Annotated in this window: 13 protein-coding genes; 11 read left to right on the top strand and 2 right to left on the bottom strand. The window is 65.9% G+C overall.

Annotated elements, in window-relative coordinates:
- Positions 1-17 precede the first annotated feature (17 nt).
- The 3 genes from OHA42_RS03075 (at position 18) to OHA42_RS03065 (ending at position 4,109) form a co-directional block, all read left to right on the top strand.
- Complete coding sequence (locus tag OHA42_RS03075) at positions 18-1,028, top strand: XRE family transcriptional regulator (protein ID WP_406234389.1); 1,011 nt, start codon at positions 18-20, stop codon at positions 1,026-1,028.
- Positions 1,029-1,135: 107 nt separating this feature from the next.
- The gene (locus OHA42_RS03070) at positions 1,136-2,392 is read left to right on the top strand and encodes a pyridoxal phosphate-dependent aminotransferase (RefSeq protein ID WP_406239033.1); all 1,257 of its coding nucleotides are present in this window, start codon (positions 1,136-1,138) and stop codon (positions 2,390-2,392) included.
- 436 nt (positions 2,393-2,828) lie between these two features.
- A complete protein-coding gene (locus tag OHA42_RS03065) occupies positions 2,829-4,109 on the top strand; it encodes a YibE/F family protein (protein WP_406234387.1) in 1,281 nt (426 codons plus the stop codon).
- Positions 4,110-4,124: 15 nt separating this feature from the next.
- Here the strand turns inward: OHA42_RS03065 and OHA42_RS03060 are convergent, their stop codons facing one another.
- The gene (locus OHA42_RS03060; RefSeq protein ID WP_406234385.1) at positions 4,125-5,435 is read right to left on the bottom strand and encodes an Hsp70 family protein; all 1,311 of its coding nucleotides are present in this window, start codon (positions 5,433-5,435) and stop codon (positions 4,125-4,127) included.
- A 151-nt stretch (positions 5,436-5,586) separates the two neighbouring features.
- A complete protein-coding gene (locus OHA42_RS03055) occupies positions 5,587-6,909 on the bottom strand; it encodes a UDP-glucose dehydrogenase family protein (RefSeq protein WP_406234384.1) in 1,323 nt (440 codons plus the stop codon).
- A 149-nt stretch (positions 6,910-7,058) separates the two neighbouring features.
- Here OHA42_RS03055 and OHA42_RS03050 point away from each other — a divergent pair, with 149 nt between their 5' ends.
- The 8 genes from OHA42_RS03050 to OHA42_RS03015 all read left to right on the top strand — a co-directional run bounded on the left by OHA42_RS03050 (position 7,059) and on the right by OHA42_RS03015 (position 12,577).
- The gene (locus tag OHA42_RS03050; protein WP_406234382.1) at positions 7,059-7,595 is read left to right on the top strand and encodes a YdcF family protein; all 537 of its coding nucleotides are present in this window, start codon (positions 7,059-7,061) and stop codon (positions 7,593-7,595) included.
- A gap of 216 nt (positions 7,596-7,811) precedes the next feature.
- Complete coding sequence (locus OHA42_RS03045; RefSeq protein ID WP_406234381.1) at positions 7,812-9,041, top strand: acyl-CoA dehydrogenase family protein; 1,230 nt, start codon at positions 7,812-7,814, stop codon at positions 9,039-9,041.
- Positions 9,041-10,195, top strand: coding sequence for an acyl-CoA dehydrogenase family protein (locus OHA42_RS03040; protein ID WP_406234379.1), 1,155 nt, complete (start codon positions 9,041-9,043; stop codon positions 10,193-10,195). The genes OHA42_RS03045 and OHA42_RS03040 overlap by 1 nt, the downstream gene beginning before the upstream one ends.
- Before the next feature lie 2 nt (positions 10,196-10,197).
- Positions 10,198-10,824 carry a QsdR family transcriptional regulator gene (locus OHA42_RS03035; protein WP_406234377.1) on the top strand — a complete coding sequence of 209 codons (627 nt, stop codon included), beginning with the start codon at positions 10,198-10,200 and terminating at the stop codon, positions 10,822-10,824.
- Between the two features lie 50 nt (positions 10,825-10,874).
- Positions 10,875-11,699 carry an enoyl-CoA hydratase-related protein gene (locus OHA42_RS03030; RefSeq protein ID WP_406234375.1) on the top strand — a complete coding sequence of 275 codons (825 nt, stop codon included), beginning with the start codon at positions 10,875-10,877 and terminating at the stop codon, positions 11,697-11,699.
- Between the two features lie 92 nt (positions 11,700-11,791).
- Positions 11,792-12,064 carry a type II toxin-antitoxin system Phd/YefM family antitoxin gene (locus tag OHA42_RS03025; RefSeq protein WP_406234373.1) on the top strand — a complete coding sequence of 91 codons (273 nt, stop codon included), beginning with the start codon at positions 11,792-11,794 and terminating at the stop codon, positions 12,062-12,064.
- A gap of 14 nt (positions 12,065-12,078) precedes the next feature.
- Positions 12,079-12,315, top strand: coding sequence for a hypothetical protein (locus OHA42_RS03020; protein ID WP_406234371.1), 237 nt, complete (start codon positions 12,079-12,081; stop codon positions 12,313-12,315).
- Positions 12,308-12,577: a Txe/YoeB family addiction module toxin gene (locus OHA42_RS03015; protein ID WP_328407121.1), complete on the top strand. Its 270-nt coding sequence runs from the start codon at positions 12,308-12,310 to the stop codon at positions 12,575-12,577. The genes OHA42_RS03020 and OHA42_RS03015 overlap by 8 nt, the downstream gene beginning before the upstream one ends.
- Positions 12,578-12,669 lie beyond the last annotated feature (92 nt).

The following is a 12,669-nucleotide window of genomic DNA, read 5'->3' as shown; positions in this document are numbered from 1 at the left end:
CGGAGAGGGATCTGATCATGGCGGCTGCCCATGAGGCCAGCGAGCACGCTGGCCAGGCCGAGAGCACCAATGTGGGTGCAACCACTTTGGAACAGCTCGACGCCGATGTCACGCGCATCGCGAACGACTATGTGCACATTCCGCCGGTTCCGATGATGGTGGAGATGCTGCGGGTGCGTCGCCGGGTGTACCGACTACTGGAGGGCCATCAGCGGCCCGCCGACACCAGTCACCTATATCTGTTGGCAGGCACTCTCTCTGGTCTGCTCGCCAACGCGAGCACCGACCTCGGCTACTACGACGCGGCCGGTGAACAGGCCAGAGCCGCATGGGCCTATTCGGAACTGTGCGGCCACAACGGGTTACGTGCCTGGACCCGCGGCATGCACGCGCTCATCGAATACTGGTCGGAGCGGCCGCGCCGCGCGGTGCTGCTCGCGCAGAGCGGGCAGGAGTTCGCGGAGTCGGCCACCGCCCGGGTGCGCCTGCTCAATATCGAGGCCAGGATCTGGTCTCGGCTCGGCAGCGCCGCCGATACCGATCGGTGCATCCGTGCCGCGGACGATGCGCGCGAGACCGGCGAGACCGACACGTTGCACGATGAGATCGGCGGCGTATTCGGCTTCAACGAGGCGAAGGCCAGCTACTACGCGGGCGCCACCTATATCCACCTCGGCCAGGCGGCCCCCGCGTTGGCCGCCACCGAGCGAACCATCGAGCTGTATGCGAACGGTCCGACCGAGCAGCGCTCCTACGGCGCCGAATCCCTGGCCCGGGTGGACAGCGCCGCGGCGCACCTGATCAACGGCAGCCTGGACGGTGCGGCCGAGGCCCTGCATCCGGTGCTCGGTTTGGCCGAGGACAAGCGCATCGCCCAATTGGAGGAGCGACTCACCGGTGTACGGCGGCGCATCGCCGGTCCCGCCTTCCGTGATGCGGTGGAGGCGCGGTTCCTCGACGAACGCATCGAGGAATTCTGCGGCATCACCGCCGCCAAAGGCATTCCGCCGGGCAATTCGTCGGCCTGAGCCCGCGACCTCGGTTTTCTCCTGCATCCTTGCGCGTGCCGGGTTGGTAGTGGCGCAGGTCTCCTCGCGCCGATAAGGCCGATAAGTGCTTGCGGCGGGATGGCACCATTGGACAGGTGAGCCCGAGTCATCTACCGCATCATCCGCCGCGCGTTCTGGAACAGTCGACAAAGCTGCAGGACGTTCTCTATGAAATTCGTGGTCCGGTACATGCGCACGCGGCACGGCTCGAGGCGGAGGGTCACCGGATCCTCAAACTCAATATCGGCAATCCCGCGCCGTTCGGCTTCGAGGCTCCCGATGTGATCATGCGTGACATCATCGCCGCGCTGCCGTATGCCCAGGGCTATTCGGAATCGAAGGGCATCCTGTCGGCGCGGCGCGCCATCGTCACCCGCTACGAGCTGGTCGCGGGCTTCCCCGAGCTCGATGTCGACGACGTGTATCTCGGCAACGGCGTCTCCGAGCTGATCACCATCACCATGCAGGCGCTGCTCGACAATGGCGACGAGGTGCTGATCCCGGCGCCCGACTATCCGCTGTGGACGGCGATGACCAGCCTCGCCGGTGGCACCCCGGTGCATTACCTGTGTGACGAGTCCAACGGCTGGCAGCCCGATATCGCCGATATCGAGTCGAAGATCACCGACAAGACCAAGGCCCTGTTGGTGATCAACCCGAACAACCCGACCGGCGCGGTGTACTCCGCCGAGGTTTTGCAGCAGCTGGTCGATATCGCGCGTAAGCATCGGCTGCTGCTGCTCGCCGACGAGATCTACGACAAGATTCTCTACGACGACGCCAAGCACATTTCGCTGGCGACGCTCGCGCCCGACCTGCTGTGTCTGACGTTCAACGGATTGTCCAAGGCCTACCGGGTCGCGGGCTACCGGTCGGGCTGGCTGGCGATCACCGGGCCGAAGGAACATGCCGCGGGCTTCCTGGAGGGCATCGACCTGCTCGCCTCGACGCGGCTGTGCCCGAATGTGCCTGCGCAGCATGCGATTCAGGTGGCGCTCGGGGGGCACCAGAGCATCGAGGATTTGATCCTGCCCGGCGGGCGGCTGCTCGAGCAGCGCGATGTCGCGTGGGAGCGGCTCAACATGATCCCCGGCGTCTCGTGTGTGAAACCGAAGGGTGCGCTGTACGCGTTCCCGCGGCTGGATCCGAACGTCTATGAGATCCACGATGATTCGAAGCTGATCTTGGATCTGTTGTTGCAGGAGAAGATCCTGATGGTGCAGGGCACCGGCTTCAACTGGCCCGATCACGATCATCTGCGGATCGTGACGCTGCCGTGGGCCCGGGATCTCGCGGTGGCCATCGAGCGCTTCGGCAATTTCCTGTCCAGCTACCGTCAGTGAGTGGCTGATTAGGGACTCAGCGTGTTCGGGGCAACCAAACCGCCCCGCTTACGCGGTAAAAAACCGACTCACCGTATGGATATTGGCGAGTTTTCAAGACTAGCTAGCGCAAAAGAAGACCTTTTGTGTACAGTGGCTCTTGGCACTTTAGAGTGCCCGGTCGGGTTGTCTACCCCCCCTGGACGATCCGACCTCGAGTTCGGCCGCCTACCCCCCTGGGCGCCAGCTCGCGGGCGGCGGAGACATCCCCCTGCTCTCCGCCGCCCCCTCCCACTTTCTCCGTTCCGGATTTCGCCTCGAACGTCGCTCCGGTCCGTCGCGCCGACTTGAAAATGAAATCCTTTAAGCTCGGCACCGGACAAGCACACGTCCGACAGGCAGGAGCCCGGTAAGTGAGCGCAGCAAGCGCACCGTCACCACAGCGCACGGTGGTGTCATGACCGACCACCATCACCACCACCACGACCATTCCGAACCGATCGCGATCGGCACCAATGCCGCCCGCGTCGTGATCGGGCTACTCACCGCCATCGGTGTGCTGGTCGTGATCGCCGCGATCGTCCTGTGGCCGAGCGCCCAGCACGTCGACATCCCGCTGCCGATGCAGAATGCGGGCGGCGGCGCGGTGGAGACCGAGGCCGGGACGGTGGTGCTACAGGACGTCGGCGCGTGCGGCAGCCCCTCGATCGGCAAGGTCTTCGTCGACAAGCCGGAAGCACCACGCAATAACGCCTACACCTGCCAGCGCAGTCTGATCACCATCGACTCCGGGCCGCACAAGGGCAATCACACGCTGCTCGAAATCGCGCCGGGCCCAGGACAACCCGACCTGCGCGCCGGTGACCACATCCGGCTGGTCCGGCAGACCGATCCGAACGGCACGCCGATGTACTCCTTCGAGGACTACTCGCGCGGGCTGCCGCTGACGCTGATCGTGCTCGCCTTCGTGGTGGTGATCATCGTGGTGGCGCGCTGGCGCGGGCTGCGCGCGCTGGTCGGGCTGGTGTTCGCCTTCGCTGTGCTGGTGATGTTCCTGCTGCCCGCGCTGTTGGACGGAAAACCCGCGATCCCCGTCGCGCTTGTCTCGGGGGCGCTGATTCTCTATGCCGTGCTGTATCTCGCACACGGGGTGAACCTGCGGACCAGCTCGGCGCTGCTCGGCACACTGACATCGATGGTGCTCGCCGCGGTGCTGTCCTGGGTCGCGATCGAGACGACGCACCTGACCGGGCTGTCGGAGGAACAGAACACCAACGTCGCCACCTACATTCAGCACGTCAGCATTACCGGACTGTTGTTGGCCGGCTTCATCATCGGCTCGCTCGGTGTGCTCAACGATGTCACCATCACCCAGGCCTCCACTGCGTTCGAACTGGCCGCCCTCGACGAATCGGCGTCGCGCCGCGAGGTTTTCGCTGCCGCTATGCGAGTGGGCCGCGACCACATCGCCAGCACCGTCTACACCCTGGTGCTCGCCTACGCCGGTGGCGCGCTGCCGTTGTTGCTGCTGTTCAGCGTCGCGGGCCGCTCCATCCGCGATGTGCTGACCGGCGACGCGGTGGCCATCGAGATCGCGCGCTCGGCGGTCGGCGGCATCGCGCTCGCGCTGTCGGTTCCGCTGACGACCGCAATCGCGGTCATGCTCGCGCGCCCGTTCGGCGGCAAGCAGCAGGCGCCGTCTGCGCCTTCGCGTCGTGCGCGGCACGCGAAGAACTGAGGGTGGGCTCGACGGTTACCGCGGTGGCGGCGGGAACGGGAAGACCTCGGTCGGAATTGTCGGCAGCACGATCGTCGGAAGCCCCGGCACGACAATCGTATTCGGGCCCGGCGTCGTGGTCGGTGGCGTCGTTGTCGTCTGCCGTCGTGGTGGCGGTGCGGCGACCGATTCCTCGGTCTCGGTCGTCGTGCCAGGGGCGACCGCGATCTGTGGGTCGAGCGTGGTGGTGCGCGGCGCGCTGGTCGGGGAGACCGAGGTGGGCCGCTCGCTGCTCTGCGAATCGCGTTCGAGCACCTGCGGTCCGTAACCCAGTCCGAGACCGATCGCGGCGACAACCGCCAGCGCGCTGACGGTCAGGACCGCGCCGTTGATCTCACGCTTGCGACGACGCTTGGGCGGCGCGGATAACCAGGCGGGCGACAGCTCATCGTCGAGCATCCTGCCGGGGGGAGTGGAAGCCCGGATCGGACGGACCGGACGGGCCAGCAGTGCCGCCCCGCGGGTGATCACCGTTTCCGGGCTGTCCGGCACGATCACCGGCACACCCATCCACCGCTCGAGCACCTTGGCTATCAGCGGAATTCGCGCGCAACCACCGATCAGCAGCACACCGTGTACCGGGCGATCGGACCGCACGATCACATCGCGCGCCATCCGCGCCGACGATTCGATCGCCAGCATGATCAGCGATTCGAAGTTTTCCTGGGCCAGCAGCACCAGACCCTGTTCGCTCGGCAGGGCGACAGCGGTGTTCGAGGACAGCTGTTCCTTGGCCTCGCGACATAGCGCGTCGAGTGCGGCCAAGCCCGCCGGATCCGCAGGGTGCGCGATCCGACCCGAGGCGATCTGCTGCTCGCGGATGAGTGAGTCGAGGTAGTCGCCGCTGATATCGCTGGTGCGTTCGCTGTGGCGGACCTCACGGGTCTGGGCATCGACGACGCTGACCGAAAGTCCCGAGCTGCCGAGGTCGTAGACCACCAGCGAGGAGATGCCGCGAATATCGCCGGTGGAGTGGGCGAATTCGAGCGCGGCGATGATCTCGGGCACGAGTTCGTAATTGGTGAGCTGCTGACGGGCCATCGACGCGCGGATCGCCCTGGCGTGCTGTTCGCTGCGGTAGGCGATTGCAGTGGCTTCGATACCCGGGGTCGCTTCCAGCGTCACGCCGATCGCCTCGGCGGCCAGCTCTTCCACCTGATACTCGCCGACCGGGATGGACTGCAGGTCGAACGAGTGTGGCGCGATGTGTCCGTGAGGGCTTGCGGCGTGCGGCCGCGCCATACGGACTGCGCCGGCCCCCACCGAAACTCCCAGAACCGAACTCATCAGCTACCCATCTCGTTCACACTCCACGACATGCGAGCCTTGTGCCGCCCGCCGGTGGATAGGCCGCTCATGCCGACCCTACCGCCGACGATCGGCAATGACTAAGGCAGGACTGGTTGTCCGACAGTCGCTCCCGCCTCGCCAGGCAACTCTACGGTGTGCCGAGTCCGGCGTACACCCATCCGGCGGCTCTCCAGATGGCACGATTGAGACAGTTCCTGCCGTCGATGATCGAGCGGCCGCGGACCACCGGGTCCAGATCTTGCGGTCGCAATGCGACGAACTCATCCCATTCGGTGAGGACGAGTACCACATCGGCGCGCTCGCACGCCTCGGCGACCGAGGTCGCGTAGTTCAGCGTGGGGAACACGCGTCGCGAATTCTCCAGTGCCTTGGGGTCATACACCGTCACCACCGCGCCGTGCAGCTGGATCATGCCCGCCACATTCAATGCGGGGGAGTCGCGCACGTCGTCGGATTCGGGTTTGAACGCCGCGCCGAGCACCGCCACATTGGCGCCGAGCAGCGAACCGCCGCAGGCCCGCGCGGCCATGTCCACCATCTTGGTGCGACGGCGCATATTGATGTTGTCGACCTCGCGGAGGAAGGCGACGGCATGATCGGCGCCGAGCTCACCGGCGCGGGCCATGAACGCGCGAATGTCCTTCGGCAGACAGCCGCCACCGAAACCTAGTCCGGCATTGAGGAATCGGCGGCCGATGCGGGCGTCGTAGCCGAGCGCGTCGGCGAGCATGGTCACGTCGGCGCCCGTCGCCTCGCAGACTTCCGAGACCGCGTTGATGAATGAAATCTTTGTTGCGAGAAAGGCGTTCGCCGATACTTTGACCAGCTCGGCGGTGGCCAGATCGGTCAGCAGGAACGGCACATCGGCCGCGATCAGATCGGCGTAGATTTCCCGCACCAGGTCCTCGACCCAGGCCGCGGCGTCGCGCTGGTTGTCGACCCCGAGCACCAGCCGGTCCGGGCGTAGCGTGTCCTTCACCGCGAAGCCCTCGCGTAGGAACTCCGGATTCCAGGCCACCTCGACCGCGGTGTCGGTGAGCTTGCGGGCCCGCGCCCCCAATGCCGCCGCGGTCCCGACCGGCACCGTCGACTTTCCGATGATCACCGAGGGCCGCTCCAGCATCGGTGCGAGCGTATCGACCACGGCGTGAACGTATTTCAGGTCGGCGGCGTACTCACCCTTCTTCTGCGGTGTCCCGACGCCGAGGAAATGCATGTCCGCGTGCGCCGCCGCTTCCGCGTAGGAAGTGGTGAACCGCAGCCTGCCCGCATCCAGATTCCGCCGCAGCACCTCCTCCAAGCCCGGCTCGTAGAACGGCACGACCCCATCGGACAGCTTCGCGACCTTGCCGGGGTCGACGTCCACCCCGATCACGTCATGCCCGAGTTCGGCCATGCACGCTGCGTGCGTGGCCCCGAGGTACCCGGTTCCGAAGACTGTGCATCGCATGATCGATTGATAGGCCTCGCCCATGGCCACGCCACGTCAGCGAGGCAAGAGTCGCGGCAACAGCAGGTGTACAGGTGGCGACATGAATCCCGAATATTGCGCTGACCTGCAAATTTCTTGTCCGCGACACCCCAGCTACCATCGACCGGGTGCGCCGCCGAAGAATACTTTGGTTCCTGTCGAGCCTTGTCGCGGCCGTCGTCGTCCTGACTGCCGCGCTCTGGCCGGTGTACGTCGACCCCCGCACCGATCAGCCGGGAAAAGCCGACGCCATCCTTGTTCTCGGCGGCGCCCACGACGGCCGCGAACAACTGGCCCTACGCCTGGCCCACGAAGGCTACGCGCCCCGAGTCTTTTTCTCCGACCCCTACGAAAACAGCCCCCTGATCAACCGAATCTGCCACGGCGGCTACAGCTTCGAAGTCATCTGCTTCGACCCGTCCCCCCGTACCACCCGAGGTGAGGGCCGCGAACTGGCTGCGCTGGCCCGCGCCGAGAACTGGCGCCGAGTCATCGTCATAACCTTCACCCCCCACCTCTCGCGAGCCCGCCACATCCTCGAAAAGTGCTGGGACGGAGACCTCCTCTTCCTGGACCCCCGCCCCCGCCTATCGCTCGCCCGCTGGGCCTATAACTACGTCTACCAATCCGCCGGCTATCTCAAAGCCGTCATCGAACCCTGCTGACTCTTCCGAATTCACCCGACTGTCGGCGAGCGGTACATAGCCGAGTCGAACGTCGAGCAGACCTCTCCGCCCTGTACCGCCTATTGCGCGGGTCGTCCGAATTGAAACTGCTGGCGGGTGGCTTCAGTTTGATTCGGCCGTGAGACAGACGTATGTTGTGTCTCGTGGGCCTAGTGGCTCGCGGTGCGGCAATGACGCATACCTCTGGGAGGGCAGATGGAATACGACTGGTCAGCGGCGGATCTGGCCTTTCGCGACGAGGTGCGGGAATTCCTCGACGCGAAGCTGACGCCCGAACTGCGCAAGGCCGGGCGCTTGGCGACGAGTGTCTATCCGGACCACGAGGCGAGCATGCAGTGGCAGCGCATCCTGCATGAGCGAGGGTGGGCGGCGCCGGCATGGCCGGTCGAGCACGGTGGGTGCGACTGGAGCCTGACCCAGCACTACATCTTCAACCGGGAGGCGACGCTGGCGGGCGCGCCGACGCTGTCGCCGATGGGGATCAGGATGGTGGCGCCCGCGATCGTCGCATTCGGCACCCCGCAGCAGCAGGCGTTCTATCTGCCGCGCATCCTGACCGGCGAAATCTTCTTCTGCCAAGGGTATTCGGAGCCCGAGGCCGGGTCCGACCTGGCCTCGCTCACCATGGCGGCGGTTGAAGACGGCGAAGACTTCCTCTGCACCGGCAGCAAGATCTGGACCACCCATGCGACCGAGGCCAATTGGATCTTCTGCCTCGTGCACACCTCGCGCGCGGGAAAGAAGCAGCAGGGCATCACATTCCTGCTGATCGATATGACCACGCCGGGCATCGAGGTGCGCCCGCTGGTGATGACCTCCGGTGAGGAGGTGCAGAACCAGGTCTTCTTCGACAATGTGCGGGTGCCCAAGGGCAACGTGCTCGGCCAGATCGACGACGGCTGGACGGTGGCGAAGTACCTGCTCGTGCACGAACGCGGCGGCGCGGCGTCACCGTGGCTGCAGGTGATGGCGCAGGATGTGGCCAACGTGGCGGCGAATCAGCCTGGGCCGGACGGCAATCCGCTGATCGACGACGCGGCGTTCGCGGCGAAGCTGGCCGACGCGCGGATTCGCACCGAAGTGCTCGAGATCCTGGAATACCGAACCCTTTCCGCGATGGCGCAGGGCAAGAACCCCGGCCCCGCCTCGTCCATGCTCAAGGTGCTCGGCACCGAGCTGAGCCAGCGGATCACCGAACTCGCGCTGGAGGCGGCGGGGCCGCGCGGCCGTGTCTATCAGCCGCACGCCACCAAGCCCGGCGGACCGATCGCCGAATTCACCCCGCCCACAGACGGTTACCGCAGCGGCCAGGACTGGCAGGCCGTCGCACCACTGCGCTACTTCAACGACCGTGCGGGCTCGATCTATGCGGGCAGCAACGAAATTCAGCGAAACATCCTCGCCAAGGCAGCATTGGGGCTCTGATGGACTTCACACTCACCAAAGAGCAGGAACTCCTGCGCGACGCGGTCGCCGGATTCCTCGGCGCCCGCTACGAACTGGAGAAGAGCCGCAACGCCGCCAAATCGGATGCGGGCTGGCAGCCTGCGCTCTGGCGAGGCTTCGCCGACGAGCTCGGCATCCTCGGCGCGACACTGCCGGAGCGGGTCGACGGCATGGGCGGCGGCCCTATCGAGCTGATGGTGATCACCGAGGAGCTCGGCCGCGCGCTGGTTGTCGAACCGTATGTCGACACGGTTGTTGTCGGCGGCGGTCTGCTGGCGCGTTCCGGCGGCGAGCGGGCCGAGGAAGTATTGCGGCAGATCGTGTCCGGCGCTGCCCGCACCGCCTTCGCCGCGCTGGAACCGACGTCGGGCCCGACCTTCCACGACGTGTCGACCAGCGCGCGCAGGGATAGGGATGGCGACGGGTGGGTGCTCGACGGTGCGAAAATCGTGGTGACCAGCGCGCCGCTGGCCACTCATCTGCTCATCACTGCCCGCACCTCGGGCGACCGGCGCGACAAAGCCGGTGTGTCGCTGTTCCTCACGGAATTCGACGCGGCCAACCCGCCCGCCGGTGTCGAGGTGCACTCCTATCGGACCATCGATGACAGGGTCGGCTCCGACCTCACCTTCACCGGTCTCCGGCTGCCGGGCGACGCGTTGCTCGGTACCGAAGGCGCGGCCTGGGACGACATCGAAGCGACCGTCGACGAAGCGACGACGGCCATCGCGTCCGAGGCCGTCGGCTGTATGCGAAAAGTGCTCGCGGACACCGTCGAATACGCCAAGCAGCGCCAACAGTTCGGTGTGCCGATCGGCAGCTTCCAGGTGCTGCAGCACCGCATGGTCGACATGTATATGGAACTGGAGCAGGCCGTCGCCGCGGTGTTCCTCGCGGTCTATTCGCTCGGCGCTTCCGCTGCCGACCGCGCGCGGTCGGTGTCGGCAGCGAAGGTCACCATCGGTCGCGCGGCACGGTTCATCGGTCAGAACGCGGTGCAGCTGCACGGCGCCATGGGCATGACCGAAGAGCTCGCGATCGGCCATTACTTCAAGCGGCTGACCGTGATCGAGCGCGAATTCGGCTCCAGCGAGCAGCATCTCGCTCGGTACGCAGCACTCACGAGGCCGTAACCGTGTCCCGCGGCGGGGCGGAGTCGGTGCAGGAGGAGTCGCTACCGGCTGCCGCGCAACCACCCGATGTCCGGTCGAAGCCGAGGCGCGAGGAGGTCATCGATCTCGCGCATCGGTGGTTTCTCGACGGCCGTCGCATTGATATGCAACAGCTGGCCCGCGAGCTCGGCATCGGTCGCGCGACGCTGTACCGCTGGTGGGGCAGTAGGGAAGTGGTGATCGGCGAGGTGGTCTGGCGGATCATCTCCGACGCGATCACCCGGGTCGAAGCGCGCGGGTACGGCGGTCCCCTCGACCGCTTCGTCCGTAATTTCGGCAGGCTCGCCGACACCGTGCGCACCTTCGAACCGCTCTCACGATTTGTCGCCGACGACCCCGAATACGGTCTGCGGGTGCTCACCTCGGGCTACACCGTTGTGCAGAGCCGGATGATCGACTGGGCCGCATCCCGATTGACCGATCTGCCCGACCTCGATCCGCGCATCGAGATACGCGATCTCGCCTACGCCATCGTCCGCATCGGCGAAGCTTTCGTCTGGAGCGACGTCATCACCGGTGACCCGCCCCGATCCGACAAGGCGACGGCCATGGTCGAACTGCTCGTTACCGCCGCATCCGGCAAGCGCTGACCCACCGCTGGCGACTGCTTGCAGGTCGCTCGAATCGATCAGGAGTCGAATTGTCCTACAACACCATCATCTACAGCGTCGCCGATGCCGTCGCGACGATCACGCTCAACCGCCCGGATGCCCGCAACGGCTTCACCACCGAGATGGCCGATGAGCTCGGCGCGGCCTTCACCGCCGCCGACCGTGACGACCAGGTCCGCGCGGTCGTCTTCGCCGCCACCGGCAAGGACTTCTGCGTCGGCATGGACCTGACCGCGGGCGCCTCCGACGAGGACGTCACCGCGCCGGGGTGGGTCGAGTGGTCCACCAGGGTGGTGCGCCCGATGACCGACCTGAACAAACCTGTCATCGTCGCGATGCAGGGCGCGGCGGTCGGTGTCGGCCTTTCCATGACCCTGGCGGCGGATTTCCGTCTCGCCGCACAGGAATCACGCTTCGGTTTCGTCTTCGCCCGCCGCGGCCTCTTCCCCGAGGGCGGCTCCCTCTGGTTCCTGCCCCGCATCGTCGGCCTGGCTCGCGCCAAGGAATGGATGCTCACCGGCCGAATCTTCGGCGCCGAAGAAGCACTGGCCGCAGGCCTGGTGACCAGCCTGCACGCCCTCGAAGACCTGCTCCCGGCCGCCCGATCCCTCGCCGCCGAACTCGCCACGCAGGTCGCGCCGGTCTCGGTCGCGGCAATCCGTCGCGGGCTGGTCGCCATGTCCGGCGACAAAACCCCCGAAGACGTGTTCACCCTCGACGCCCGCCTGATCTCCTACGCCTTCTCCAGCGCCGACCTCCGCGAAGGCGTCATGTCCTTCCTCCAGAAGCGCCCACCCCAGTTCACCGGCAAGGTCGAGACCGAACTCCCCGACCTCGACGACTGGTTGTCTTAGATGGCTGCAGACGTCCTCGCTCACATAGTCGTACAACTTCCCGCACAAGTGTGACGTACGATATGTTGTACGACTTTTTCCAGGAGGTGGAGATGTCCGCGCTACCGATTTCGAAGGTTCGCCAAAACCTATTCGGACTGGTCCAGCAGGTCAACGACGATCATGATCCGTTGACAGTGGTCACCAAGTCCGGCGAGAACGCCGTGCTGGTCGCCGAGTCCGATTGGAACTCACTGATGGAGACGCTGTACGTACTCCAGACCCACGGAGGCGTGGAACTGCTGAAGTCCGCGCAAGATGCCCGCGACGGTCGTACCCAGGCTCACGCTCTCATCGACCCTGACGGGGAAGCAGAGGATGTGTAGCAGCCGCCACGAATATGACGAGTGCGCTGGGCGAAGCCTCGACGCGAATCCGCACACTGTTCGCTCAGCTGCGCACCACCGACGATCGCACGGTCCGCCGCGACCTGCTCGACGAGTTGTACCAGTACAAGTCCGCACTCGATTCCGTGCCAGTGTCGGTGTGGGTGGATCGTCCAGCAGGTGGCGGACTGCCGGCGGACCTGTCAGACCTGCGCGAAAGGGCTGTGCCGCCGGGGGAGCGAAGTGCCTGATCGGAAAGTGACCTTCACCGACCAGGGGTGGCGCAGCTATTCGGCGTGGCTGGCCCGGGACCGTGCGGTGCTGAAGGCGGCGAACAAGATGATCGAGGCCGCGCTGCTCGACCCTTTCGCAGGGATAGGTAAGCCCGAGCCGCTGCGCCATCAGTTGGCAGGTCATTGGTCGCGGCGGATCACCCAAGAGCATCGCCTGATCTACTACGTCACCGACACGGAGGTCGTGGTTGTACAGGTAGGCGGGCACTACGACGACTGACCAGGGCTGGGCGGTCAGAATTGACAGTTGAGGCCGGGCGACCAGGCCGCCGATCACACGCCGGCCCGGGTCCCTGTGGACCCGGGCCGATC

The sequence above is a fragment of the Nocardia sp. NBC_01009 genome (assembly GCF_045208035.1).
GTDB lineage: Bacteria > Actinomycetota > Actinomycetes > Mycobacteriales > Mycobacteriaceae > Nocardia.
This window is presented reverse-complemented; position numbering and strand designations above follow the sequence as displayed.

Bases quoted from the DNA above. Each gene is read 5' to 3' on its own strand.
- OHA42_RS03075 (WP_406234389.1), top strand. From the start codon at position 18: ATGGCGGCTGCCCATGAGGCCAGCGAGCACGCTGGCCAGGCCGAGAGC.
- OHA42_RS03065 (WP_406234387.1), top strand. From the start codon at position 2,829: ATGACCGACCACCATCACCACCACCACGACCATTCCGAACCGATCGCG.
- OHA42_RS03060 (WP_406234385.1), bottom strand. From the start codon at position 5,435: ATGAGTTCGGTTCTGGGAGTTTCGGTGGGGGCCGGCGCAGTCCGTATG.
- OHA42_RS03055 (WP_406234384.1), bottom strand. From the start codon at position 6,909: ATGCGATGCACAGTCTTCGGAACCGGGTACCTCGGGGCCACGCACGCA.
- OHA42_RS03045 (WP_406234381.1), top strand. From the start codon at position 7,812: ATGGAATACGACTGGTCAGCGGCGGATCTGGCCTTTCGCGACGAGGTG.
- OHA42_RS03040 (WP_406234379.1), top strand. From the start codon at position 9,041: ATGGACTTCACACTCACCAAAGAGCAGGAACTCCTGCGCGACGCGGTC.
- OHA42_RS03025 (WP_406234373.1), top strand. From the start codon at position 11,792: ATGTCCGCGCTACCGATTTCGAAGGTTCGCCAAAACCTATTCGGACTG.
- OHA42_RS03020 (WP_406234371.1), top strand. From the start codon at position 12,079: ATGACGAGTGCGCTGGGCGAAGCCTCGACGCGAATCCGCACACTGTTC.